The organism is Flammeovirga agarivorans (genome assembly GCF_012641475.1).
Classification (GTDB): domain Bacteria; phylum Bacteroidota; class Bacteroidia; order Cytophagales; family Flammeovirgaceae; genus Flammeovirga; species Flammeovirga agarivorans.
On the sequence record NZ_JABAIL010000005.1, the window covers coordinates 186,032 to 212,054 of the forward strand.

Here is a 26,023-nt window from a genome sequence, read left to right on the forward strand (position 1 = left end):
TTAAACTAAAATGGCATCATGCCTCCTCTACGCATACCACCTCTTTCACCGCGTTCTCCCTTCGGGTTTGTTTTTCCTTTTGGACGGTATATAAATGATAGCATAAAGTATCTTGGTAATACATTATATGTACTGGTTTGTATATAACTTTCTGTAACAGTTCTACTAATACTACTATTTTGATTGAGTATATCAGAGACTGAAAAACGAAATTCTCCTTGGCGTTTTTTAAACAGCTTATAGGCGATAGCAGCATTCCACTTATAAATATTCTCCTGTATTAAATCATCATCACCGATATAGATATTACCTGTAAACGAAGTACTTAATTGGAGTCTTTGAATTGGTTCTACTGTTAGTTTTGCTCGGATTTTATTGTGTAGATAATTACCATTAAGAGTTTCATTCTGATCATTATTAATCCAATGATAAGTGGCCATTCCCGAAATATTGAAATCTACATTTTTACTAATATTACTTGCTAGTTTAACCCCTTGACCTAATGAACTATCGAAAGTATACGATTGTAGATCATTAGTAATACCAACATTTCTAGTGTACCCGCCTGTAGTCATAAATGAAATATTGGTTTTAATAGGTCGAATAGGTTTAGAGTAAACTAAAATTCCTCTGGCAGTAAGATATCCATCTAAATTTACAGGGGCTGTATAGGAAGAACCTTTCTTTAATGGTACTCCATTGATTGTAGTATCACTTTCAGCTATGAAAGAATATTGAGTGATCTTATTGTTGGTTTGCTGAGCTGTAAAATTCACAAAGAACAATTCTTTTCTAGCAATATTGAAATTTTTAAAATTGATACGCAGTACATGATTTTCTTCTCCTTCCAAATAAGGGTTACCTGTCGAAACATTTAATGGATCACTATAATCTACTACAGATTGTAAGTTGCTCACCGATGGAAGTGTTACATTTTTTTGATAAGAAAATCTTAACCTTTTACTTCTTGAAAAAGCATAGTTGATAAATACACTTGGTAGCAGATAACCAAAATTGGTACTAGTAACTTCCTCATAGGGATAAATACTTTCATTATGAAGAGTCGAATATTGATATTTTACTGCTGTTGTGATATTCAGTTTATCTTTCTTAAATAATAACCCCGCTTCAGGTCTATAAATATTCTGCTGAGATGTGAAAGTGCTGGATAGGTCTTCTATAAATTCTCCTCCATCGATATTTTGTCCTAGTATATCATAAGTTTTTCGATCAGATTTCTGTTGTTCCCAACTCTGAAAATAATTCAATTTCAACTGTAGATTTGTGGTTAACTTTTCTGTAAAAATAAGGTTGGCTGACGTTCTAAACTTTTCAGTTTCTCCAAGTATTCGCTGAGCTGTGGAATCATTTTCGGTATTATCACTCTCATAATAATTGATGTTCGTAAATGCATCTTGATTGGTATTATCTTGATGGTAATACACTTTCCAATCCAAGGTGATAGTTCTTCCTTCTTGGTTTAACTTATGTCTCAATAAGAAACTATTATTGATATCAGCAGAGTTGGTTGTACTATAATCTGACATCACTGAGCTATTAAGAGCTGTTCCATCTTGAAGATTGGTATTTGATAAGCTAGAAGCAGAACTATTACTATTTTCAAGTTTAACAACAGGACGTATACGAATAGACGTATTTGGGTTGGCTTCATAATCTAACCGAAGGTTAAAGTTATGATTTTCCTTATGTGAATCTATATCAAGGATTTCATCTACCACTTGATTTGTTGACTCTGAAACAAAGTAATCTGTAGTGGAAGTTTCATCAGTTTCATTGTCCACAATCTTATAAGTATAACTTCCATTGACATCCCATTTATCTCCCCAAGAGTCGATATAATTTGTACCAAGAGAATGTGATGTGTTTATACCATTAGACTGAGCAGTTAAGTTGTTAGTGGGTCCATTACCATTACCTCTTCTTCCTCGACGTCCTCTTTTAGGACCTTCCGATAAGTTATCAGACATAAACCCTTGTTGGTTTACATTATTACTTAATCCAGTAAAAGACAAACGCTGTTCACCCTTAAAAATATTGATATTTCCTCCTGCACTATAGCGTTGGTCTGTTCCAACTCCTGCTTCTGCTTTTCCGAAGTAAGAGTATTTTGCATCCTTTTTAGTCACAAAATTGATGGTTTTACTTCTTTCTCCGTCATCAAATCCAGTAAACTCAGATTGATCACTTTTTTGATCGATGATTTGTACATAATCTACCATTTCAGCTGGTAAGTTGGTTAGTGCATTTTTTGGATCATCACCAAAAAACTCCTTCCCATCGACTAATATTTTTTTTACTGATTCTCCTTCTGCGGTAATACCTCCATTATCATCGGTTTCTACTCCTGGTATTTTTGTGACAAGATCTTCAGCTGTGGCATCTTCATGTGTTTTGTAATTACTTGATGAAAACTGTATGGTATCCTCTTTAATTACAATAGGAACATCTCCTACAACCTCTACTTCTGTTAGTTCAGTAAACATTGGCTCTAATTCAATGCTTACAGTTAAAGGTTCACTATCATTAATCAACAATTCTTTAGTGACATTCTTATATCCTAGATACATTGCTTCGATTTTGTAGGATCCTTTTTCTTTTAAAGTGATTTTAAAATATCCATCTAAATTGGATAGAACCTGATATCTTGATGTTGAATTTGATATTGTGATTAATGCATTGACTAATGCTTCATGATTGTCTTTCCCTGTTATCTTACCCTCAATAACTGTAGTCGATTGTGCAAGACCTAGATTTGGTATTAAAAGAAAAAGAATAATAATATATGGTTTCATTGCTTTATCGAAATGGAAGTGAAGTTGGTAATGACTCGATAGTACAAATAAACCCAATTGATGTATGCAGAGAAGAAATATTCAACGAACGGTCGCTTATTTTCAACAAACGCACCGTAAGTTTTAGTATCTTCATTGCAATCATCAAAGTTGTCACAGTTTCATTCTCTATGATATGATTTTTGTCGGTATTTTAATTTTGGTTTTATTTTACTTTATGATCAGAAAGGAAGATCGGATCATACCTTACGGACAACTTAAGGGTAAACATCATATTACCGTAAATACTAAAAACTATTATGTCGAAATAGTACATTTTAAAACTTACGCTAAAGCACACTCATCCTATTTTAAAGTAGTAGAAGCAATTTCTAATTATGGAAAACAAGTTGATGGTAAGTACGATCTTTATGATTGGAATTATTCTATCTATGAGTTTGAGGATACATTAATGGACCTTAGATATTTTAGAAGTCTACACAGTATTATGCTAATTAAAAGTGAGTCTCCATTAAAGGTAAAGCAGTATTTAAAAGATGAAGCAGCAGTGATAGAAACAGCTAAAAAACTAGTCAAATAACACGGTTGATGTAGAATTAAAAATTTAACTTATTTTTTTAATTTTCATTGTAACCTCTTCAAAACAACCGCCGTATTATAAGCTCTCAGCAAACATCACATAATAATTATTGAAAGATTTAATAAACAAATCTCACTTACTATCTGTTTAACAATAAGGTTTTAACATCCTAAAAATCAATAGTCTTCTTTATTTAAAAGATCTCTTTTAATGACCATTAATAACTAAATAAACCCCAAAGAGAAGCTTTATGGAAATTATAGGAAGAAGTGACAAAGTAGATTTCCCTGAACTGCATTTAGAAAATCTTGAAGTGAAAGTAGATACTGGTGCTTATACCTCTTCAATACACTGTCACGATATAAAAGAAATTATTATCGACGAAGTAAAGCACCTAAGTTTTAAAGTTTTAGATCCCGAATATTCGAAATATCATGATAACACGATTACAGTCAATAATTATAAATCAAAGATGATTAAAAGTTCATTTGGTGATGTTGAAGAACGCTATGTTATCAAAACATTTGTAATCCTTTTTAATAAGGAATACCCAATTGAACTATCACTTTCTAACCGAAGTGAAATGAGATTTCCTGTATTAATAGGAAGGAAGTTTCTCAACAAAAAATTTATGGTAGACACATCTGTGAAAAACCAATCTTTTCTCTCAAAACAACCTTAATAACTTAACAAAATACTAAAATGAAAATTGCCATCCTTTCTAGAAACACAAACTTATATTCTACAAAACGTCTAGTAGAAGCTGCAGAGCGAATGGGGCATGAAGCTATCATTGTAGACCATCTAAAATGTACTATCGAATTAGAAAAGAAAAGTCCTAGAATATTCTACAATGGAAGTTACTTAGATGATGTTGATGCTATTATCCCAAGAATTGGCTCTTCTGTAACATTTTACGGTACGGCTGTAGTACGTCAATTTGAGATGATGCAGGTATTCTCTGCAGTAGACTCTCAAGCATTGGCTAACTCAAGAGATAAACTTAGAAGTTTACAGATCCTTGCTAAGGCAGGGGTAGGTTTACCAAAAACGGTGTTCACTAACTACGCAAAAGATGTTGACCATGTAATTGAATCTGTAGGAGGTGCACCGTTAATTCTAAAATTATTAGAAGGAACACAAGGTTTAGGTGTTGTATTAGCAGAAACTAAAAACGCAGCTAAATCAGTAATAGAAGCTTTTAATGGGCTAAAAGCAAGAGTTATTGCTCAACAATTTATTAAAGAATCAGGTGGAGCTGATATACGTGCTTTTGTTGTTGATGGTAGAGTTGTAGGAGCAATGAAACGTCAGGGCAAAGAAGGCGAATTTCGTTCGAACCTACATAGAGGTGGAAGTGCACAATTAATAGAATTATCCAATGAAGAAGAGCTTACAGCATTAAAGGCTACCAAGGCAATGGGACTTGGAGTTGCCGGTGTGGATATGTTGCAATCTAAAAATGGACCTTTGGTTCTAGAAGTAAATTCATCTCCTGGGTTGGAGGGAATCGAAAATGCGACAAATATTGATATCGCAAAAGAGATTATTAAATATCTAGAAAGAAATGTCTAATGATAAATTTGTCTTATTAGGTACAGAGATAAAAAAAGGCAAAGGTGCTATCCTTGAGTTAGAAGTGGCAAAACTTCATACTCGAAATAGCTTAAAAGTACCAGTGATTGTTGAAAGAGGGAAGAAAGATGGCCCTGTTTTATTGCTACTTGGAGGAGTACATGGAGATGAATCTAACGGTGTCGCGATCGTTAGAGATATAATCAGAAAGAAAATCAATAAGCCTAAAAGTGGAACAGTAATATGTATTCCAGTCTTTAACGTTTTTGGTTATCTAAATCTAACAAGAGCATTTCCTGATGGCAGAGACTTAAACAGGGTTTTCCCTGGGTCATCAAGAGGATCTTTAGCTAGTCAGTTTGCAAATAAATTCACAAAGGAAATCGCTCCTTATGTTGATTGTGTATTAGATTTTCATACAGGTGGTGCGGATAGAAGTAACTACCCTAATATACGTTGCAATTTTGATGATAAGGTAGAGTTCTCATTAGCTAAAGTTTTTGGAGCTCCCTATATGATGCATTCAAAATATATTCATCATTCTATCCGAGAAACGATTCACAAGATGGGAAAACCCATTATTCTATTTGAAGGAGGTAAATCGCTTCATTTAGATAACGATGTGATATCAATTGGCGTAAATGGAGCGTTGAATGTTATGAAATACCTGAATATGCATGAGGGCGATGTGGAAATAAAGCAAGACTCAGTATTAATTAAGAAGAGTAAATGGCTAAGAGCGCCTTATTCAGGAATCTTCGAATCAATGGTAAAAAATGGTCAATTCGTAACTAAAAAGACATTGATTGGTAGGGTCTCAGACCCCTTCGGAGAGTTTGAAAAGAAAATATATGCACCTTTTGACTGCTATATTTTCGGATTAAACACAGCTCCCAATGTAAATAGAGGTGATGCTATTTACCATGTGAGTGTAAAACATGAATAGAAGGATTTCTATTCAAACTTAATTAGTGACTCTGATTAAAAAGGTTGTATAAATAGTAAAAGCCTGATCTCTTTTTAAGAGTCAGGCTTTTTTATTATTACTATTTACTGATCTTTAACTATGCAGTTACTGCAGATAAAAGTTCAGCAAGCTTTTTACCTGTAGCTTCAGTATTCATTCTCTTGTCTTCAGGAGTTTCATCTGTAGCGATATCAGTAGTTCTGTAACCTTCTTTTAAGAATTGGTCTACTGCACTGATAATAGCATCGCTTTCATCTTTCATGCCGAAAGAAATATCTAGCATTAATGCACCTGATAAAACAGAAGCAATTGGGTTAGCAATTCCTTTTCCTGCGATGTCTGGAGCTGAACCGTGAATTGGCTCGTATAGTCCGATTTCTGACCCCACAGAAGCAGAAGGTAACATACCCATAGAACCTGCAATTTGAGAAGCTTCATCCGTAAGAATATCACCAAACATGTTACCCGTTACAATTACATCAAATTGTTTTGGATCTCTAATCAACTGCATAGCAGCGTTATCGATAAACATATGTGTAACTTCTACTTCAGGGTATTCAGAAGATAATTCTTGCACTGTTTCTCTCCATAAACGAGAAGACTCAAGAACGTTCGCTTTATCAACAGAACATAATTTCTTACGACGAGTCATAGCTGATTCGAATGCTTGACGAGCGATACGCTCTACTTCCATTTTAGAATAACGAAGTGTATCGATCGCTTCAGTACCATCTTCATTACGCTCACGAGGAGTACCGAAATAGATACCACCAGTTAATTCGCGGAAGAAAATAATATCAGAACCTTGAAGAATCTCAGGCTTGATAGATGAAGTATATAATAACTCATCAAAAAGCTTGATTGGACGGATGTTAGAGAATAAACCTAATTCCTTACGGATTTTAAGTAGACCTTGCTCAGGACGTACTTTTAAGTTAGGGTTATTGTCGTACATCGGCATACCTACTGCACCAAGAAGTACAGCATCTGAAGCCTTACAAGTGTCAATTGTTTCTTGAGGACAAGGTTCTCCTGTTGCTTCGATCGCTGAGTGACCAATCAATGCTGGAGTGAATTCGAACTCATGTCCGAAACGCTCACCAATGATTCCTAATATATTTTGAGTGATACCTGTAACTTCTAATCCGATACCGTCACCGGCCATCACTGTAATTTTCTTTTTCATTATTGTATTGTAGATTTTGGAATTTGTTTGAGTCGTAATTGATTACACATTGAAAGTATAAGCTCTGTTTGCCTCATATTTGGCAATCTCATCTTTCAAGCTTAATAAATAATCAATATCGTCATATCCATTAATCAAACACATTTTTTTATAATCATCGATTTCAAAAGATTGTTTGTTATCTTCTTTTCCTGAAATCCATGCTTTTTGTGTTTCTAAATCTACTTCAAGAGAAGTAGAAGGATCTGCTTCGATATCTGCAAATAATTCTGCTAAGAACTCTTCTGAAACCACTAAAGGAAGAATACCATTGTTTAAGGCATTTCCCTTAAAAATATCAGCAAAGAAACTTGATACAACGATCTTGAAACCATAGTCACCAATAGCCCAAGCTGCATGTTCACGAGATGAACCACAACCAAAGTTTTTACCTGCAACAAGAACTTCACCTTTATAAGTATCTTGGTTTAATACGAAATCGGCAATCGGTTGCTCTTGCTTGTCATATCTCCAATCTCTAAAAAGGTTATCTCCAAAGCCTTCTTTAGTTGTAGCTTTTAAGAAACGAGCAGGGATGATTTGGTCAGTATCAACGTTCTCAATGTTTAATGGAACGCAAGTTGATTTTATATATTTCATTTGATTATTTCTTCTTTAGGTGGATTAAGCAGTCGTTAACTCTTTTCTAATGTCTACAATATGACCGTTTACGGCAGCAGCAGCAGCAGTTAACGGAGAAGCTAATAACGTTCTAGCTCCAGGTCCTTGTCTACCTTCAAAGTTTCTGTTTGATGTAGAGATACAGTATAAACCTGCAGGAACTTTATCTTCGTTCATACCTAAACAAGCAGAACAACCTGGCTCGCGTAGTTCAAAACCAGCTTCAGCATATACTTTGTCTAAGCCTTCTGCAATCGCTTGTTTTTCTACTTGTTTTGAACCTGGAACGATCCAAACATTTACACCATCAGCCTTCTTCTTGCCTTTTACAAATTCAGCAACAGCTCTTAAATCCTCAATACGAGCATTGGTACAGCTACCAATAAATACATAGTCAATTGGCTTACCGATTAAAGATTCACCTTCTTCTAAGCCCATGTATTCTAATGCTTTTTTATCTGACTCACTCTCAGGAGTTGGTACAGAACTATCAACACCAACACCCATACCTGGGTTAGTACCATAAGTAACCATTGGTGCAATATCAGCAGCATTATAAACGAATTCAGCATCAAAAGTAGCACCTTCGTCTGTAGGAAGACTGCTCCAGTAGGCTACTGACTTTTCCCATTCTTCACCTTTTGGAGAAAATTCTCTTCCTTCTAGGTAATCGAAAGTAGTTTGATCTGGTGCGATAATACCACCACGAGCACCCATTTCGATACTCATGTTACAAACTGTCATTCTACCTTCCATAGATAAATTACGGATGGCAGAACCAGCAAACTCAATAAAATAACCTGTACCACCAGATGCAGATAATTTTGAGATAATATATAATACGATGTCTTTTGCACTCACACCTTCTTGTAACTCACCATCCACAACGATACGCATTGCTTTTGGTTTGTTTTGTAAAGTACATTGAGAAGACATTACTTGTTCTACTTGTGATGTTCCGATTCCAAACGCAATTGAACCAAAAGCACCATGAGTAGAGGTGTGGCTATCACCACAAACAATTGTTTTACCTGGTTGAGTAACTCCTAATTCTGGTCCGATAACGTGAACGATACCTTGAAAAGGGTGACCCAATCCGTAAAGCTTTACTCCAAACTCATCACAGTTTTTTGTTAAAGTCTCTACTTGGTGTCTAGATAATGCCTCTTTAATAGGTAAATGCTGATCTTTTGTTGGAACATTATGATCTGCAGTACCCCAAGTTTGGTCTACACGAGCAAGCTGAATACCTCTACCTCTCAGTCCATTAAATGCTTGTGGACTGGTTACTTCATGAATGAAATGCGTATCGATGTAAAGTACATCAGGGTAATTTTCTTTTCTTTGAACGACGTGACTATCCCATACCTTTTCGAATAGTGTTCTCGGTTTGTTGTTGCTCATGTATCTATCTTTTAAATAATTCTCGATTTTACTATCTGTTAAGCTCTAAAAAACTGATTTACTTAATGTTGAAGTTGTTTTTTTATTGAAATTTAGAACTATTTGACTAGGAATTAGTAAAGACCTAAATCTTTGTATTATTTTTGCCTAATCCCCCATAAAGTCTTGGTTATTGAAAACAATTACTATCAGCAGTAAGTTTTCTTTCCAAGATTTTGTTTAAGTTTATGATAGATTACCACACATTTTAAGTGATAATCATGTCAAATTTAGTTTACTACGTAATTTTTTAAAACTCGTTTCGGTTTATAATTACGATTTCAGAACTACAATTTAAGTACTAATTTAACAGTAAAGTTATGCTTATTCAACCAGGTGAACTCCTAGCGAAAATAGACGCACCAAGTGATTTGCGAAAACTTCCTCTTGATAAACTTTATCAAGTGTGTGAAGAGTTACGTGAGTTTATCATAGATAATGTTTCTATCTATGGTGGTCACTTCGGAGCAAGTCTTGGAGTTACTGAGCTTTCTGTAGCTTTACATTATGTATATAATACTCCATATGATCGCATCGTTTGGGATGTTGGTCATCAGGCGTATAACCATAAAATACTAACAGGAAGAAGAGATGATTTTCATACCAACCGTCAGTATGGTGGACTTTCAGGGTTCCCTAAAAGAGACGAAAGTGAGTATGATACATTTGGTGTAGGTCACTCTTCTACATCTATCAGTGCTGCTTTGGGTATGGCGATTGCTTCCAAAGAAAAAGGCGAACATGATAGAATGCACATTGCTGTGATAGGTGATGGCTCCATGACTGCAGGTATGGCTTTTGAAGCCATGAATCACGCAGGAGCATCAGATGCAAACATTCTAATTATCTTAAATGATAATAGAATGGCCATTGATCCTAACCAAGGAGCATTGAAAGACTATCTTACTGATATTACTACCTCTCCTATGTATAATAAATTGAGAGAGGAAGTATGGAACATGTTGGGAAAAGTAAAGAAAATTGGCCCACATGCTCAACAAGCAGTATCTGCAGCAGAAAATGCTTTAAAATCAGCATTATTAGAGCAAAGTAATTTATTCGAAGCATTAGGTCTTCGTTATTTTGGCCCGGTAGATGGTCATGACATCAACCATTTGGTTCATGTTTTAGATGATCTGAAAAATATACCAGGACCAAAAATTCTCCATGCTGTTACTGTAAAAGGTAAAGGATATGCATTAGCAGAAAAAGATCAGACCAAATGGCATGCACCTGGTAAGTTTGATAAACTTACTGGAGAGATAAAGAAAAAAGTATATACCACTCCACAGCCTCCAAAATATCAAGTAGTCTTTGGCGAGACTATCTTAGAGATGGCTAGAGAGAACGATAAAATTATGGGTATTACACCTGCAATGCCTTCAGGAAGTTCATTAAATATCATGATGAAAGAAATGCCTGATAGAGCTATTGATGTAGGTATTGCTGAACAACATGCTGTCACATTTGCGGCAGGTTTAGCAGCAGAAGGTATGATTCCTTTCTGTAATATCTATTCCTCTTTCATGCAAAGAGCATATGATCAAGTGATCCATGATGCTTGTATCCAAAATCTTCCTGTAATTTTCACTTTAGATAGAGCAGGTTTTGCAGGAGCAGATGGAGCAACACACCATGGAGCTTACGATATTGCTTTTATGCGTTGTATACCAAACTTGGTAGTCGCAGCACCTATGAATGAAGCTGAACTTCGTCATTTAATGAAGACAGCAGTAGATCATAGAACTTCACCTTTCTGTATCAGATACCCAAGAGGTCAGGGTGTGATGCCAGAGTGGAGAGTGCCTATGGAAAATATTGAAGTAGGTAAAGGCCGTAAAATTCAAGATGGTGAAGAAGTAGCGATTCTTACTTTTGGACACATTGGTAATTACGTTGTTCAATTAAGAGATAGATTCCAAGCTGCCGGATTGAACCCTGCCCATTACGATATGCGTTTTGTAAAGCCACTAGACGAGGAAATGCTCGAAGAAGTCTTTGCTAAATTTGATAAGGTAATAACTATTGAAGATGGTTGTCTTCAAGGTGGTTTTGGATCTGCAATCTTAGAGTGGGTAATGGATCGTCAGATCATGAATAAGAAAGTTGTTCGATTAGGTATTCCTGATACTATTATCGAACATGGTGAACAAATTGAATTACAAGCTGAAGCAGGTTTCGACCACGAAGGAATCTTCAATGCAGTAGTCAATTTATCAGAGAAAGTGAAAAAATCCGTAGATGTTTTAGAAAAAAGTAAGTAAGAAATATCTATTGAGGCAATATTTTTGAAGTAAGGACTGTTTTAAAAGCATAGCTTTTAGCAGTCCTTATTTTTTTGAGGATAGATTTAACAAGATAATTTCATTATGATATTTCACAAGACTGTTCGTTTCCGACTCCTCGTGTTATTTATAATTAACACTACATTACTCCTGTTTACATTAGGAGCAGTGTTTTTTGGTACACGATCTTTGATCGAAACAAATAGTCTTTCTGAACAATTCGGATCATGTAGTTCAATTTATACCGAATCGGAAATATATTTTAAGAATTTCCTATTGGAAGATTTATCAAGTAGTGATTTCTATAAAAATAGAAAGAGTACAAATACCTCTCGTTCAGTACACCTACTTGACTCTGCTCTTTTCACTGTAGAAGAAGTGAGGAAAAAGATGGAGTCACTTAATGACCCTAGAGCAAAAGAGATAGAATTACTCCGTTCTGATCTTGAATTGTTAAAAGCTGAGCAAGACTTCCTAATGCGAAAGTTCCTAGATCTAGGATATAAAGATTGGGGCATGATCGGAAATATGAGGTCTAAAGTACATAAAATTGAAAATTCTGAAATCGATCTCAATCAAGGGCTTTTACTAACAATGAGAAGAAACGAAAAAGACTTTCTTCTTAGAGGAGACTCAAAATACTTAAGAATGTTTGATGAAAGTGTCGAAGATTTTGAAGCACACATTGTTCAATTGTACCAAGATTCAAAAAAGGAAGCATTAAGCGAGCAGGATGTAAGAGAGTTAAGAGCGAGTTTGGCAGGGTATCAGTTTGGCATGCACAAAGTGGTAGACCTTATGAAGGTGATTGGTAAAGGACAAAGTGCTGGTTTAATGAAGTCGGTATCAGACCTGCAAGAAAAGATCAATTCTCGATTATTAAACCTTTCTGAGAATATTTCATCTTCTAATGAAGAATACCTAAGATGGATGTTGGGGTTATTTGTTGTCATCTTTGTGATACAATCAATTATTCTATCTTGGTTCGTTTTTAATTTCTCAAGAATTCTAGAAAAGAGATTCACATTTATGCAGTTGATTTCTGGTAAACTTTCAAAAGGTGAATCATTAACGAAAATAAAGAAAGAAGAAGTAGAGGAATATGATGAAATCTCTGATATCTCCACTCACTTCTACGAAATAGATGAACAATTAAACGCTGCTCATAACTTTTCAGTAAAAGTTGGAAATGGCGAAATAGATGTTCAATATGAAAAGAAATTTGAAACAACTCCTTTAGCCAAAGATTTATTAAAGATGAGGAATCGATTTAAGGCGGTTCAGGAGTTAGAACATAAACGTAATTGGGTGACAAATGGTATGGCGAAATTCTCCCAATTACTAAGAGATAAACTAGATTCTGATTCAGAGTGGTATGATAACCTTCTAAGAAATATCATGCACTATGTTGATGCTAGTCAAGGTACCTTTATTCTTATAAAAGATGATTTAGGAAAAGAGCCTGTATTAGATCTAGTCGCTTTATATGCTTACGATAAAAAGCGTTACGAAAATAGACAGTTCGATGTTGAAACAGGTTTATTGGGACAAGTATATAAAGAAAAGCAAATGGTATACATTGAAGATGTACCTAGTGATTATGTCAATATCACTTCTGGTATGGGTGGAGCTAAACCAAAATGTCTTATCATCTTGCCTCTTATTTATGCTGATAAAATGTATGGAATATTGGAAATTTCTTCTTTCAATACTTTCGATGAGTATCAGGTAAGCTTCTTAGAAAACCTATCAGAAATCATTGCTTCAAGTATTGCCGATATGAATACTTCGAGAGTAGTAATTAAGATGGAAGAAAAGTTAATGGAGCAAAAAGAGAGAATTAGAGAACTCGAATCCATTATTAATGAAGGAGTTGAGAATTAAGATATTTTTCTAAGATTATAACAAAAATTTAATCATTAATATTTAAGGATGTGAATACTTACTTACCAAAAGTTGTATTCACATCCCTTTTTGTTAGTTTTACTGCCAACAATTATTTAACGAGGAATATCCTTTATGACATTGAAGTCTTATTAACAAATAACTATGAGTTCACAACAGAAACAACCTTCATTATTGGAATCTATTATACCAATTATCTTTCTGGTGATACTATTAGGTGCTAACGTAATGGTATTTGGAGATGACGGATTAGCAGGTTCGAATCAAATTGCTCTTTTATTAGCTACTGCTGTCGTTGGAATAATCGCATTTTTTAGATTAAAAATGTCGTTTGATACATTGATGAATGGAGTCGTCGATAGTATTAGTGCAGCGATGTCTTCTATTTTAATTCTATTAATGATTGGAGCTTTATCAGGAGCTTGGTTATTAAGTGGAATTGTACCCGCAATGGTCTATTATGGTCTTCAAATCCTAAATCCAACAATATTTTTGGTAGCAACAGTAATTATCTGTGCTATTGTTTCAGTAGCCACAGGATCATCTTGGTCTACAATTGCTACTGTTGGTATTGCATTATTGGGTATCGGTAAAGCATTGGGCATGCCAGAAGGGTTAGTAGCTGGTGCTATTATCTCTGGAGCATATTTTGGCGATAAGATGTCACCATTATCAGATACAACAAACCTTGCTCCTGCTGTAGCTGGAACAGACTTGTTTACACATATCAGATACATGGTGTATACAACCTTACCGTCGTTTACTATTGCATCGATCTTATTTTTGATTATTGGTTTCGGCTATGACTCAGAAATTTCACAAGATAATGTGAAATCTGTATTAGTCGCTTTAGATAAAGCATTTTATATTTCACCTGTTCTTTTTGTTGTACCTGCAATCGTAGTATTTATGATTATAAAGAAGGTACCAGCATTGCCAGCATTATTTGTTGGTACGCTTACAGGAGCTATTATTGGTATTTTCCTTCAACCAACAGCAGTGACAGTTATCGCAGGTGGTGAAACAGGATGGCAAGCAACATACATGGTATTTATGAAAGCAATGTATGAAGGATTCTCAATTGAATCAGATAATCAGATTGTTTCTGAGTTGTTAGGATCAAGTGGTATGGCCGGGATGTTAGGAACAATTTGGCTTATTATCGTAGCCATGGGATTTGGTGGAGCAATGGAAGTTACAGGAATGCTAGAAAAGATTACTTCTACTATTATTAAGAATGTAACAAGCGAAACGGGTTTGTTTGCATCAGTGGCAGGTACTTGTATTTTCTTTAATACTACAGCTTCTGATCAATACCTTTCTATCGTTGTACCTGGTAAAATGTATGCCGAAGCTTTTAAAGAAAAAGGACTAGCTCCAGAAAACTTAAGTAGAACTTTAGAAGATACAGCAACGGTTACTTCTGTACTTGTACCATGGAACACTTGTGGTGTAGCACAATCATCAGTTTTAGGTGTAGCAACAATGGCTTACTTACCTTATTGTTTCTTCAATCTTTTAAGTCCTATTATGACTGTATTGTTTGCGGCATTTAAGATAAAAATAAAGAGAATCTCTAAGTAGAATGAAAAGTTCCTATTAACATTTTACTGAAAGACACTTAAGAAGTACTCCTAAATTGAGGAGTACTTTTTTTTGCCTCTAACATTTTAAAACATAACAAAGCCTACATAGTAAAATCACGTTTTTAACGTAATTTTAGGGTCTAAAATGGTATTTATTTAATATTTGTAAATAAAAATTCATAGAAAGTGTTTGTATTAATAAACTTTTTATTACATTTACATCAGATAAGACATTAAAGATTAAAAAACATTAAACGTTTTTGATTGATAATGGGTTAATAAAATTAGGTTTAACAGGAAAGAGCTCGCTGCTTCAGCTAGCTTTTTTTGTTTTTATAGGGTTTTGTGTTCTAATCTTCTTGATAAATTTTGGATTACACTAAAAACGTTAAATCAATATCTTATCAAAAATCATTTTTAAGTGATGTAACTCTTTTGTTCTCTATCAAAAAAAATATTGACCCAAAGAGATTTTTGTTTTATAGCTATTTCATAACAAAGTATCGATGAATGGATTGAATTTGTAGACGGTTCATCAAAATAGGACTACTTTCAAATCATCTCTTGCCTCTTACATCACTTATCTTTTAAAACGTATTGAATTTCCTTCATTACCTCATATATATCGATATATTATTTTTACAATCGATCTACCAAGTAGGTTTGAGTTATTCATTAATCATTAAACAATTGAGTTATGAGTATTTCAGAGTTATATTATTGGGGTGGTCTTGAGTTTATGAATACCATTTCCATCATAGGTATTATCATGGTGGTTTTTATGGTAATGAGAATCATGAAAGTATCGACTAGTATTTTTTCACCTGCAAAGTCTTTAAATCTTATGAAAGAGGCAGGGACGTTAGCTTTGGTCATTGGTGTTTTAGGACAGATCATTGGTTTATTTAGTGCAATGATGGCCATTGAAAGTGCAGGTGGTGTTTCTATGGAAGTATTAGCTGCAGGTATCAAGGTTTCAACAATAACAACATTGTATGGTTTCTTGGTGTTTGTAATTAGTAGACTGGCTTCACTAATTATTCAAGCTACAGCAAAATCAGAATAAAATATAAAGGCTCACTCTTTTAAGAAGGGTGAGCCTTTAATTTATTTATACATCCTTTCTCAGTCGAAGTTCTGATGGATAATAGTTGTTTAATCGATTTGGTAAAGCTTTTACCCAACCTAAGGCTAAACCTTTGTAGGTGATAATTGCCCAACCCTTTACTCCTTGAATAGACTTGATACTCATTTCTTGTTTCTTCAGGAAGTTGATTGCATCTCTATATTCTACTTCTTGTCTTGGAAGTGATTTTGCGACAATATTAGAAACAGCTAATTCATGATCAGGTATTAATTGATTATTCTTTTTGTTGAATTTTCCCATCTTAATACCTTGATGTCTTACCTTTTGAGATACCTTCATGATTTTGAAATCTTGAACCATATGGGATGGAATGGCGAAAACGTCTTCTCTTTCATCTTGATAGAATTCGTAATCTTTTCCATTCTCCAACCATTTTCTTAAGTCTTCTGCTTCTCGTTTTCTCACCATGAAAACACCTTTCATTTTTTTAGGAGAAACACTAAACTTTTGAGTACGGGAAGGTTCACCTTTCTTCATAAAAGCAGCTAAAAATAACCCCTCTCCTTTTGTTTTATGGAAGATGAAACGATATCCTGTTGCTTTCTCACCATCCTTTTCTACCTCTATCTTAGTAATACCCCATTCTGGGTCAAAGTCAATATCTAAAGGCTCAAATTCTCCTGTTTCAAGGATTTGTTCAATGCGTCTTTCATTTTCTTCAGGAGCAAAAGTACATGTACTATAAATATATAAACCACCTTGTTTCAATGCAGATGGTATATGATTTACAATATCTGTCTGAATAGAAGCACAAGAATCAATAAGTGATGGTGACCACAGCTCTGAAGCTTTAGGGTCTTTTCTAAACATACCTTCTCCTGAGCAAGGTGCGTCAGTAACGATGACATCGAAATATTCTTTTAAAGGAGCAAAACTCTCTGCATAATTACCAGTGACAATAGTATTGGGGTTACCCCAACGAACAAGGTTATCAATCAGAGGCAAAGAACGCTTACCAACGATCTCATTCGAAACCAAAAGACTTTTTTCAGTAATTAATGAATTGATCAGTGTACTTTTCCCTCCTGGAGCCGCACATAAGTCCAATACTTTTATATCCTCTTCTAGAGGAGCATATTGTTTTAAAGCTTTCCACAAAAACATAGAAGAAGCTTCTTGTACATAATAAGCTCCAGCAAAAATTAAAGGGTCTTCGGCAAAAGAAGGTCTTTTTGCAATATATTTTGCTTCATCACACCAAGGTACAGGTGTAGTGTCTGAGAACTCAATATCAGCAGGCTTAAATGGGTTTACTCTATAGGAAACAGGTACACTTCCATCTATTGCTGTATTGAACGCTTCAAAGTCTTCAGGAGAAAGTTGTCCTTTTAGACGTTCAGTGAATTTCTTTGGTAACTTTTCAGATCTATTCGACATATTCCGAGGTGTTTAATGATCATCATACTGATTCAGAATACGAATATTGTGTTTTTTCGTTAATGAATACTGATATGTTGAATATTATTCGGATTTTTTCTAAAAGATACTTAGTTTTGCACCCTGAAAATTTTATGTATCATTCGAAATACTACGGATTGAGTGTTACTGATTTCGGCACGCGGTAATCGCTGCCAAGAGGGATCAGCATCGTGAAATTCAAGTTTTTTCGCAAAACTAATTTGTGGTTATGGATTATTTAAGCCCTGAGTACAAGAAAGAGATCTTTGCTAAGCATAGTAAAGGTGGAGAAGGTGACACTGGTTCACCAGAAGCGCAAATCGCTTTATTTACTAAGCGTATTGCACACTTAACTGAGCATTTAAAGCAAAACAAGAAAGATCACGCATCTCGTCTAGGTTTGATGAAATTAGTAGGTAAGCGTCGTTCGATGCTTGACTATGTTGCTAAAAAAGACATCAACCGTTACAGAGCAATCATTAAAGAACTTGGAATCAGAAAGTAATTTTTCTGGTTACAAAGTACCACTCAGGGGATTCCATTTTTGGAATTCCCTTTTTGCGTATAATCCCTTCATAAATTTTCACTGAAAAATGGAAATAAAAGGAGGAAAAATGATTAATCCGCGAAAAATTCACTAAATTTTTGAGTTAGAAAAAGAAAGCTTTTACTAGCCGAATTTTGACAGCAGGTAGGACGTGATCCTTAAATATCTGCTTTATGATGTAGAAAAGAACAAAACACAACACAATTACGATGTTTGAAAACGTGATTAAAAAAACAGTTGCTCTTCCTGACGGTCGTGAGATCTCTCTAGAGACAGGTAAGATGGCAAGACAAGCAGACGGATCTATCGTTTTGCGTATGGGAAATACAATGCTTTTAGCAACTGTTGTTTCTAACCCAGAAAAAAGAGATGGCGCTGACTTTTTGCCTCTTTCAGTAGATTATCAAGAGAAATTTGCTGCAGCAGGTAAAATCCCTGGTGGTTTCTTAAAGCGTGAAGGCCGTTTAAGTGACCGTGAGATCTTAATCTCTCGTTTAGTTGACCGAGCAATCCGTCCATTATTCCCATCAGATTACTATCATGATACTCAAATCATGATTACAATGGTTTCTGCAGACCAAGATGCATTACCAGATGCTTTAGTGGCATTAGCAGCATCAGCAGCTTTATCTATTACAGATATTCCTTTTGATGGTCCTATCTCTGAGGTAAGAGTAATCAAAGATACAAACGGTGAATACATCGTAAACCCTACACCAGCACAGATGGAAGGTTGCACACTTGATCTAATGATCGGTGCTACTGCTGAAAACATCACAATGGTAGAAGGTGAAATGCAAGAAGTGGGTGAAGATGAAATGATCGAAGCAATTAAAGTCGGTCATGAAGCAATCAAAACTCAGTGTGCAATCCAGGTAGAATTAAGAGAAGCAGTAGGCGTTGAAGGATATAGAGAATTCGTAGGCGACGTTGAAGACGAGGAGTTAAAAGAACAAGTTTTCACTGCTCTTTATGATAAATTATATGCTGTAGCATCTCAAGGTATCAAAGGTAAGTCTGAGCGTAAAGCAGCTTTCACTGAGGTGAAGAAAGCTTACTTAGAATCTTTACCAGAAGATGAAGAAACTGAAGAGAAGTTACCATTAATCAAGCGTTACATTGCTAAATGTGAGAAAAAAGCTTCTCGTGATTTAGTATTGAACACGCAAAACCGTTTAGACGGTCGTGATTTGGAAGAAGTAAGACCAATCGTTCCTGAAGTAGATGTACTTCCTTCAGCACATGGTTCTGCTTTATTTACTCGTGGTGAAACTCAATCATTAACAACAGTAACGCTTGGTACTAAAATGGACGAGCAAATGTTGGATTCTGCAATGGGTTCAGGTACAAGTAAATTTATCCTTCACTACAACTTCCCTGGTTTCTCAACTGGTGAGGTAAGACCAAACAGAGGTCCTGGACGTAGAGAAGTAGGTCACGGTAACTTAGGACACAGAGCTTTAGAAAGAGTTCTTCCTCCAGAAAACGAGAATCCTTACACAATCCGTATCGTTTCTGATATCCTAGAATCAAACGGTTCGTCTTCAATGGCAACAGTTTGTGCAGGTTCATTAGCACTTATGGATGCTGGTGTTAATATTACTGGTACTGTATCAGGTATCGCAATGGGTATGATCTCAGAAAACGATCCTGAAACAGGTGAATTAAAATATGCTATCTTATCAGATATCTTAGGAGACGAAGATCACTTAGGTGATATGGACTTCAAAGTAACAGGTACTGAAAAAGGTATTACAGCATGTCAAATGGATATCAAAGTTGATGGTCTTCCATATGAGGTGTTAAAGCAAGCATTAGAGCAAGCGAACAGAGGTAGAGCACATATCCGTGAAATCATGGATGATGTGATCAAAGAATCTAGACCAGATTTAAAACCACATGCTCCTCGCTCGTCAGTAATGATGATTCCTCAAGATTTAATTGGTGCTGTTATTGGACCTGGTGGTAAAGTAATCCAAGAGATCCAAAAAGATACAGGTGCAACTATCGTAATTGAGGAAGTTGAAAACCAAGGTAAAGTAAGTTTCTTTGCTGTTGACAAAGTAGCTATGGATGGTGCAGTAGGTCGTGTAAAAGCGATTGTTGCTCAACCAGAAGTAGGAGAAACATACCCTGGTACAATTAAGTCATTACAACCATTTGGTGCGTTTGTTGAATTTATGCCTGGTAAAGAAGGTCTTCTTCACATTTCTGAAATCGCTTGGGAGCGTACAGATAGTGTTGAAGGTATCTTGAACGTTGGTGACAAAATCGATGTTAAGTTATTAGAGATCGATCCTAAAACAGGTAAATTCAAATTATCTCGTAAGGCTTTATTACCAATGCCTGAAGGTTATACTCCTCCTCCTCCACGTGAGAGAAGAGAGCGTCATGATAGAGGTGACAGAGGAGATAGAGGTGGTTACCGTGGTGGTAATCGTGGTGGTAACAGAGGTGACCGTGATGGTGGCCGCGGAGGTTACAATAGAAGATAATAACCGACTGAAAGACAGTTTAGTAAGTTCTCCAATACTTTTATGAAATATTGTGAGAATTTACTAAACTTTTTATGTCTTTTTTAAGTCAATTATGTAGGATGTTTAGAACTGCACGCTTTTTGCGGTTTTAAGTATCTCAGTATAAATGTTTTGTCACCATTATTTATTATCTTAATAGAGATATGGTGATAAAATCGTAACAATGGCAAAAAAGAACGGATGAGACAACTCAAGATCAGTAAACAGATCACGAACAGGGAGTCACAATCGCTGGACAAATACTTACAAGAAATTGGTAAGGTTGACCTGCTAACACCTGATGAAGAAGTAACTCTTGCAAAGCAAATTCGTGAGGGCGACCAAATCGCATTAGAGAAATTAACGAAAGCAAACTTGCGTTTCGTAGTTTCAGTGGCTAAGCAATACCAAAATCAGGGATTGTCCTTAGGTGACTTGATTAACGAGGGTAACTTGGGTTTGATTAAAGCTGCCCAACGTTTCGACGAAACGCGTGGTTTTAAGTTTATCTCCTATGCTGTATGGTGGATTAGACAATCTATCCTTCAAGCATTGGCAGAGCAATCACGTATCGTACGTCTTCCATTGAACAGAGTAGGTTCATTGAACAAGATTTCAAAGACTTTCTCTGAATTGGAACAACGTTATGAGCGTGAGCCTTCTCCGGACGAATTAGCAGAAGTTTTAGATGTAACTACAAACGAAGTTGTAGATACAATGAAAATTTCTGGCCGTCACGTATCTATGGATGCTCCTTTCGTACAAGGTGAAGAAAACAACCTTTACGACGTGTTAGAAAATGACATGGAAGAGAAGCCAGATACGGAGTTAATGAATGACTCTTTACGTAAAGAAGTTCAACGAGCTCTTTCAACGTTAACTAAACGTGAGGCAGATGTAATTACTTTATACTTCGGATTAAACGGAGAGCATTCAATGACATTGGAAGAAATTGGAGAGAAGTTCAATTTAACGCGTGAACGTGTGCGTCAGATCAAAGAAAAAGCGATCAGACGTCTTCGTCATACATCAAGAAGTAAAGCATTGAAGCCGTATTTAGGATAATCTATTTACTAGCTTTAAAAAGATAAAAAAGCGGAGTATCTCTAAAATGGAGATAAACCGCTTTTTTTCGTTTCATACTTTATCAAAAGTATACTGAATAAAAAAAGGATATCATTCTATTAGAAGAACGATATCCTTTTTAATAACCAAATAATTGCTTTTTATCGAGTATTGATATCATCGATACTCTTGTAGATATCTTTTACCATATCGCTTTTCTTTAAACCAATACCTTCATATAAGGTAATCGCTCTACGATAGGTTTTAAGGGCTGCAGCAGATTTCTCTTCGCCCATATCTTTATAAAGATCACCTAGTTCTTTTATACAAGTTGCATGTTCTAACGTAAGAGCTCCGTAGTAGGCTTCTCTTACTTTCGCTACTTGAATTAATGTTTTCTCCGCCTTTTCTAAGCTATCTTGAGAAGCATATAACATTGATAAACTATAAAGAGAATTACCATAATCGATATGTTGTTTACCTACGCTTTTCTCTCTAGCTGTCATACCTTTCTGGATAGCTTCTTCTGCATCTGCAAATCGTTTAGTTTCGATATAGAAAAAGGCTAAACTATCTAATGCTTTACCATAAGTAGTATGTTTCTGCCCTAAAGATTTTTCAGTATCAGCAATAGCCTTTTTATATGCAGCCTCAGCTTCTGATTTCATATTGTTATGGCCAAAAATTCTTGCCATAGTGATGGAAGCTGCAATACCTTCTGGTGAAGTAGCTTTACCTTTTGAATCATATATTGAGATTGCTTTCTCAGTATTTGCTTTAGCAGCTGGAATATTGTTTTGTTCAATTTCCATTTCAGCTAACTCAATTCTCGTAGCGGCACTTTCTAAGCTACTCTCTCCAAACTTTTTATTATTTGCAGCTAGCTTCTTTTTCACTAAGCTGTAAGCATCCATTGGAGAATGGAGCTTCATATCGTAGTGAACAGCTAATCGATCTACCTCAGTGATATACTTTTTGTTATCGATACCGTAAGCTTTTCCAAGGTTATCAATATAGATATTGTAAGCTTTGATTGCTCCTTGGTTATCTCCATTTTTTTCTAATAGTGTTGCTTCTTTTAAGTATAAGTTAACATATGAAGACTTAGGGGTATTGGTGCCCTCAAATGCTTTTATTGCCATACTTAATTGAATAGAAGCTTCCTCTACCCTTTTCATTCCCATAGAAACATCTGCTTGCTCAGATAAAATTGTAGCAAACTCTGGAGTTCCTTTTAAGTACTTCTCAGCCATTGGTTCTAAAGTACGGTACATACCGTCTGCTTCTTTGTATTTACGCCCAATAACATATAATTGAGCATGCTTATGAAAGGTAGAAGTATATTGTTTAGAGTCTTTCCCGAATACTTTTTCAGCTGTTGTGATAGCATTTCTGTAGTAAATGTCAGCTTGGGGAAAATTCTTCATTACAAGGCTGTTATCAGCAACTTGTAATTGTGTACTTAGCATCTTTTCTGACTCACCATTCCCTGATTTTTTTAGAAGTTTTTCTAAAGATTGGAAATAGATATTGGCATTGCCTAAATCTTTTTGGGCTTGGTATGAAAGTGCTAAATATTCGATGGCTAAAATATAATCTGGATCCGTGTCACCTACAGCTTCTTGCCCTTGCAAACGAGCTGTTTGTAGTTTCTGGATAGCCTGATTATATTTTTTTTGTTCATATGCTGCTTTCCCGCTGTTGAAATTGCTATGAAAATCTTGTGCATAGGTATTTATATTTATAACGAGCGTTAGAACAGTATATGTAATAATAAATTTAAGAGATCGTCCCATAACTGAATAATAGAATTTTTTAAGTCTCATTAAGTATGACGTTTAACCGTAAATCATTATTGCATAAAAATTAGTTAATCTATCTTAAAGTCATACTTTAAGAATACATTAAGCTATTGCAAATCTTAGACCTTAATGTGATATGTGAATACTTTTTGGTAGAATTGTAGATAGAAAACATATGAATATTTACTAACCATACGAGTCTAATGAAGAAATGGATACAATTTCTGCTTGTAATGATGTTGTCATTACAAGCTATGGCCAGTGATTTTGGAAACAACAAACCACTAGATGAGGGGATGTGGCTCCCTATGTTCATATCACGTCTAAATCACGTGGATATGAAAAAAGAGGGGCTAAAATTAACAGCTGAAGAGATTTACAGCGTAAACAACAGCTCTCTAAAAGATGCAATCGTTCATTTCGGCGGTTTCTGTACAGGTGAAATCGTTTCAGACAAAGGTCTAATTTTCACAAATCACCACTGTGGATATGGTGGAATTCAATCTGTAAGTACAGTAGAAAATGATTATCTAACAAACGGATTTTTTGCTAAATCTTTCGATCAAGAAAAAGCAATCGATGGACTTTTTGTTCGCTTTTTACAGAGAATGGATGATGTTTCTGAAAAAGTGAATGGTGAATTAAAAGGTTTATCAGGAGTTGAAAGACAAAAGAAAGCAGCAGAAGTAATGGCTGCCATCAAAGAAGCTAAAGAGAAAGAATTAAACAATGATAGCTATGAAGTATCAGTAAAATCTTTCTTTGAAGGAAACGAATTCTACATGTTTGTATACGAACGTTTCGATGATATTCGTCTTGTAGGTACTCCTCCAGAGGCTGTAGGTAAATTCGGTGGTGACACTGATAACTGGATGTGGCCAAGACACACAGGAGATTTCTCAATCTTCCGTGTTTATGCTAACAAAGACAACAAGCCTGCGAAGTACTCTAAAGATAATGTTCCTTACAAGCCTAAACATCACTTACCTGTTTCTATTAATGGTGTTCAGAAAGATGATTTCGCTATGATCATGGGATACCCTGGTTCTACGGATCGTTACTTAACATCTGAAGGTGTAAAACAACAAATCGAAGTGTTCAACCCACTATTTGTTGAAATGCGTGATGCTATCTTGAAAACTTGGAGAAAGCACATGGATGCAGACCCTAAAGTAAGATTGCAGTATGCATCTAAATATGCTTCTACTGCAAACTACTGGAAGTATTTCATTGGGCAAACTAAAGGTTTAAAACGTCAGCATGTTATTGAGAAAAAACAAGCTGAGGAAGCAAAATTCAACCAGTGGATCTCCCAAGATGCTAGCAGAAAGAAAGAATTTGGTGATGTTACTGACATGTTGAAAGAAGGATACGAAGGTAAACGTGACGGTAGAGTTGCTTACGTATTACTTACTCAAGGCGGTTTCCGTATGGAAGCAGTAATGCAAGCAAGAAGAATGGGAAGGTTTGTTGGTGAAGCAACAAGTGAAGAGACTTCTAAAATTTCATTAGAGAAAGCTCAAGAAGCAGCTTTAGAACAAGTGGAAGGTTTCTTTAAAGATTACAACTATGAAACAGATAAAGCATTAGCTGTAGTTCTTTTAAGAAAGTACAAAGAAGTATTAGGTCGCAAAGAAAATAAGAACCTTCCTGTACCAAGTGTTTACGAAGAAATTGAAAGAGAATATGACGGTAGCTACGAAGCATATGTAGAAAAAGCTTATACATCTTCAATGTTTACTGACAAAGGGCGCTTAGAAGCTTTCATCAAAAACCCTAATGCAGATACTTATAACAATGATATGTTAAAAGTATTACATGATGAGTTTTTCCAATCATACATGACAGTAGCTCAATCAGAACAAGAAGCACAAATGAAAGTAGACGATGGAAACAGATTGTATGTAAAAGGAATCAGAGAGATGAATCCAGAAAAAGCCTACTATCCAAATGCCAACTCTACGATGCGTTTAACTTATGGTCAAGTAAGAGATTACATTCCAGGTGATGCGATGTTCTATGCTTACTATACAACATCAAAAGGTTTATTAGAGAAAGAAGACCCTAAAAACCATGAATTTGTATTACCTAAGGAAATCAAAGAAAGTGTTGTAAAGAAAGATTTTGGTCGTTATGCTGATCAAAATGGCGAACTAAGAATTGCTTTCATTACTAACAATGATATTACAGGTGGTAACTCAGGTTCTCCAGTAATCAATGGTAATGGAGAATTAATTGGTTTAGCCTTTGATGGTAACTGGGAAGCGATGTCAGGTGACATCTCATTCGAGCCAGAATTACAACGTTGTATTAACGTTGATGTTCGCTATGTACTTTGGATTATCGATAAGGTATATGGAGCATCTAACATCGTTAATGAAATGACAATTGTTGAAGGTAAAAAAGCGAAAGGTAAACCTTACGAAGCATTGATGCCGAAAAAATACTAAATCAATATTTAACGATATTTATTGATTTTCAACAAGGAAGCAGCTTTCAGTATTTTGAAAGCTGCTTTTTTATTTTAACTTACTCTTCACTATATAAT

Annotated in this window: 18 protein-coding genes; 12 read left to right on the forward strand and 6 right to left on the reverse strand. The window is 35.3% G+C overall.

The window, feature by feature from the left end; translation table 11 throughout:
* Positions 1-5 precede the first annotated feature (5 nt).
* Positions 6-2,813, reverse strand: coding sequence for an outer membrane beta-barrel protein (locus HGP29_RS16885; RefSeq protein ID WP_168883608.1), 2,808 nt, complete (start codon positions 2,811-2,813; stop codon positions 6-8).
* A gap of 217 nt (positions 2,814-3,030) precedes the next feature.
* Between HGP29_RS16885 and HGP29_RS16890 the strand changes: the two genes are divergently transcribed.
* The 4 genes from HGP29_RS16890 to HGP29_RS16905 all read left to right on the forward strand — a co-directional run bounded on the left by HGP29_RS16890 (position 3,031) and on the right by HGP29_RS16905 (position 5,914).
* Positions 3,031-3,393, forward strand: coding sequence for a hypothetical protein (locus HGP29_RS16890; protein WP_168883609.1), 363 nt, complete (start codon positions 3,031-3,033; stop codon positions 3,391-3,393).
* Between the two features lie 250 nt (positions 3,394-3,643).
* On the forward strand, positions 3,644-4,075 hold the full coding sequence (locus HGP29_RS16895; protein WP_168883610.1) for an ATP-dependent zinc protease family protein: 432 nt from the start codon (positions 3,644-3,646) through the stop codon (positions 4,073-4,075).
* A 20-nt stretch (positions 4,076-4,095) separates the two neighbouring features.
* A complete protein-coding gene (gene rimK / locus HGP29_RS16900) occupies positions 4,096-4,968 on the forward strand; it encodes a 30S ribosomal protein S6--L-glutamate ligase (protein WP_168883611.1) in 873 nt (290 codons plus the stop codon).
* On the forward strand, positions 4,961-5,914 hold the full coding sequence (locus HGP29_RS16905) for a succinylglutamate desuccinylase/aspartoacylase family protein (RefSeq protein WP_168883612.1): 954 nt from the start codon (positions 4,961-4,963) through the stop codon (positions 5,912-5,914). Before rimK ends, HGP29_RS16905 begins: the two co-directional genes overlap by 8 nt.
* A gap of 118 nt (positions 5,915-6,032) precedes the next feature.
* On the opposite strand, the gene leuB is transcribed toward HGP29_RS16905, so the two are convergent.
* Genes leuB through leuC form a run of 3 tightly spaced genes read right to left on the reverse strand, consistent with a single transcriptional unit; the run spans position 6,033 to position 9,185 of the window.
* On the reverse strand, positions 6,033-7,121 hold the full coding sequence (leuB, locus tag HGP29_RS16910; RefSeq protein ID WP_168883613.1) for a 3-isopropylmalate dehydrogenase: 1,089 nt from the start codon (positions 7,119-7,121) through the stop codon (positions 6,033-6,035).
* A gap of 42 nt (positions 7,122-7,163) precedes the next feature.
* Positions 7,164-7,760, reverse strand: coding sequence for a 3-isopropylmalate dehydratase small subunit (leuD, locus tag HGP29_RS16915; protein WP_168883614.1), 597 nt, complete (start codon positions 7,758-7,760; stop codon positions 7,164-7,166).
* Between the two features lie 24 nt (positions 7,761-7,784).
* Positions 7,785-9,185, reverse strand: a complete 1,401-nt coding sequence (gene leuC / locus HGP29_RS16920; protein WP_168883615.1) for a 3-isopropylmalate dehydratase large subunit — start codon at positions 9,183-9,185, stop codon at positions 7,785-7,787.
* Positions 9,186-9,544: 359 nt separating this feature from the next.
* Between leuC and dxs the strand changes: the two genes are divergently transcribed.
* The 4 genes from dxs (at position 9,545) to HGP29_RS16940 (ending at position 16,066) form a co-directional block, all read left to right on the forward strand.
* Positions 9,545-11,488, forward strand: coding sequence for a 1-deoxy-D-xylulose-5-phosphate synthase (dxs, locus tag HGP29_RS16925; RefSeq protein WP_168883616.1), 1,944 nt, complete (start codon positions 9,545-9,547; stop codon positions 11,486-11,488).
* 105 nt (positions 11,489-11,593) lie between these two features.
* The gene (locus HGP29_RS16930) at positions 11,594-13,393 is read left to right on the forward strand and encodes a GAF domain-containing protein (protein WP_168883617.1); all 1,800 of its coding nucleotides are present in this window, start codon (positions 11,594-11,596) and stop codon (positions 13,391-13,393) included.
* Positions 13,394-13,558: 165 nt separating this feature from the next.
* Positions 13,559-14,998 carry a Na+/H+ antiporter NhaC gene (gene nhaC / locus HGP29_RS16935; protein ID WP_168883618.1) on the forward strand — a complete coding sequence of 480 codons (1,440 nt, stop codon included), beginning with the start codon at positions 13,559-13,561 and terminating at the stop codon, positions 14,996-14,998.
* A 699-nt stretch (positions 14,999-15,697) separates the two neighbouring features.
* Positions 15,698-16,066, forward strand: a complete 369-nt coding sequence (locus HGP29_RS16940) for a MotA/TolQ/ExbB proton channel family protein (protein ID WP_168883619.1) — start codon at positions 15,698-15,700, stop codon at positions 16,064-16,066.
* 45 nt (positions 16,067-16,111) lie between these two features.
* Here the strand turns inward: HGP29_RS16940 and HGP29_RS16945 are convergent, their stop codons facing one another.
* Entirely contained in the window at positions 16,112-17,524 is a 1,413-nt protein-coding gene (locus HGP29_RS16945; protein ID WP_168883620.1) for a methyltransferase RsmF C-terminal domain-like protein, read from the reverse strand.
* A gap of 250 nt (positions 17,525-17,774) precedes the next feature.
* On the opposite strand from HGP29_RS16945, the gene rpsO reads away from it, so the two are divergent.
* The 3 genes from rpsO (at position 17,775) to HGP29_RS16960 (ending at position 21,673) form a co-directional block, all read left to right on the forward strand.
* On the forward strand, positions 17,775-18,050 hold the full coding sequence (gene rpsO / locus HGP29_RS16950; protein ID WP_168883621.1) for a 30S ribosomal protein S15: 276 nt from the start codon (positions 17,775-17,777) through the stop codon (positions 18,048-18,050).
* Positions 18,051-18,301: 251 nt separating this feature from the next.
* Complete coding sequence (pnp, locus tag HGP29_RS16955) at positions 18,302-20,587, forward strand: polyribonucleotide nucleotidyltransferase (protein WP_168883622.1); 2,286 nt, start codon at positions 18,302-18,304, stop codon at positions 20,585-20,587.
* A gap of 222 nt (positions 20,588-20,809) precedes the next feature.
* Positions 20,810-21,673, forward strand: coding sequence for a sigma-70 family RNA polymerase sigma factor (locus HGP29_RS16960; RefSeq protein ID WP_044207596.1), 864 nt, complete (start codon positions 20,810-20,812; stop codon positions 21,671-21,673).
* Positions 21,674-21,834: 161 nt separating this feature from the next.
* Here the strand turns inward: HGP29_RS16960 and HGP29_RS16965 are convergent, their stop codons facing one another.
* A complete protein-coding gene (locus HGP29_RS16965) occupies positions 21,835-23,499 on the reverse strand; it encodes a tetratricopeptide repeat protein (protein WP_211093321.1) in 1,665 nt (554 codons plus the stop codon).
* 179 nt (positions 23,500-23,678) lie between these two features.
* On the opposite strand from HGP29_RS16965, the gene HGP29_RS16970 reads away from it, so the two are divergent.
* Positions 23,679-25,925 (forward strand): S46 family peptidase, encoded by a 2,247-nt coding sequence (locus HGP29_RS16970; RefSeq protein ID WP_235958315.1) that lies wholly within the window; start codon positions 23,679-23,681, stop codon positions 25,923-25,925.
* Positions 25,926-26,023 lie beyond the last annotated feature (98 nt).

Excerpts from the sequence above, each read along its gene's own strand:
- HGP29_RS16885 (WP_168883608.1), bottom strand. The coding sequence starts at position 2,813 with ATGAAACCATATATTATTATTCTTTTTCTTTTAATACCAAATCTAGGT.
- HGP29_RS16890 (WP_168883609.1), top strand. The coding sequence starts at position 3,031 with ATGATCAGAAAGGAAGATCGGATCATACCTTACGGACAACTTAAGGGT.
- HGP29_RS16895 (WP_168883610.1), top strand. The coding sequence starts at position 3,644 with ATGGAAATTATAGGAAGAAGTGACAAAGTAGATTTCCCTGAACTGCAT.
- rimK (WP_168883611.1), top strand. The coding sequence starts at position 4,096 with ATGAAAATTGCCATCCTTTCTAGAAACACAAACTTATATTCTACAAAA.
- HGP29_RS16905 (WP_168883612.1), top strand. The coding sequence starts at position 4,961 with ATGTCTAATGATAAATTTGTCTTATTAGGTACAGAGATAAAAAAAGGC.
- leuB (WP_168883613.1), bottom strand. The coding sequence starts at position 7,121 with ATGAAAAAGAAAATTACAGTGATGGCCGGTGACGGTATCGGATTAGAA.
- leuD (WP_168883614.1), bottom strand. The coding sequence starts at position 7,760 with ATGAAATATATAAAATCAACTTGCGTTCCATTAAACATTGAGAACGTT.
- leuC (WP_168883615.1), bottom strand. The coding sequence starts at position 9,185 with ATGAGCAACAACAAACCGAGAACACTATTCGAAAAGGTATGGGATAGT.
- dxs (WP_168883616.1), top strand. The coding sequence starts at position 9,545 with ATGCTTATTCAACCAGGTGAACTCCTAGCGAAAATAGACGCACCAAGT.
- HGP29_RS16930 (WP_168883617.1), top strand. The coding sequence starts at position 11,594 with ATGATATTTCACAAGACTGTTCGTTTCCGACTCCTCGTGTTATTTATA.
- nhaC (WP_168883618.1), top strand. The coding sequence starts at position 13,559 with ATGAGTTCACAACAGAAACAACCTTCATTATTGGAATCTATTATACCA.
- HGP29_RS16940 (WP_168883619.1), top strand. The coding sequence starts at position 15,698 with ATGAGTATTTCAGAGTTATATTATTGGGGTGGTCTTGAGTTTATGAAT.
- HGP29_RS16945 (WP_168883620.1), bottom strand. The coding sequence starts at position 17,524 with ATGTCGAATAGATCTGAAAAGTTACCAAAGAAATTCACTGAACGTCTA.
- rpsO (WP_168883621.1), top strand. The coding sequence starts at position 17,775 with ATGGATTATTTAAGCCCTGAGTACAAGAAAGAGATCTTTGCTAAGCAT.
- pnp (WP_168883622.1), top strand. The coding sequence starts at position 18,302 with ATGTTTGAAAACGTGATTAAAAAAACAGTTGCTCTTCCTGACGGTCGT.
- HGP29_RS16960 (WP_044207596.1), top strand. The coding sequence starts at position 20,810 with ATGAGACAACTCAAGATCAGTAAACAGATCACGAACAGGGAGTCACAA.
- HGP29_RS16965 (WP_211093321.1), bottom strand. The coding sequence starts at position 23,499 with ATGAGACTTAAAAAATTCTATTATTCAGTTATGGGACGATCTCTTAAA.
- HGP29_RS16970 (WP_235958315.1), top strand. The coding sequence starts at position 23,679 with ATGAAGAAATGGATACAATTTCTGCTTGTAATGATGTTGTCATTACAA.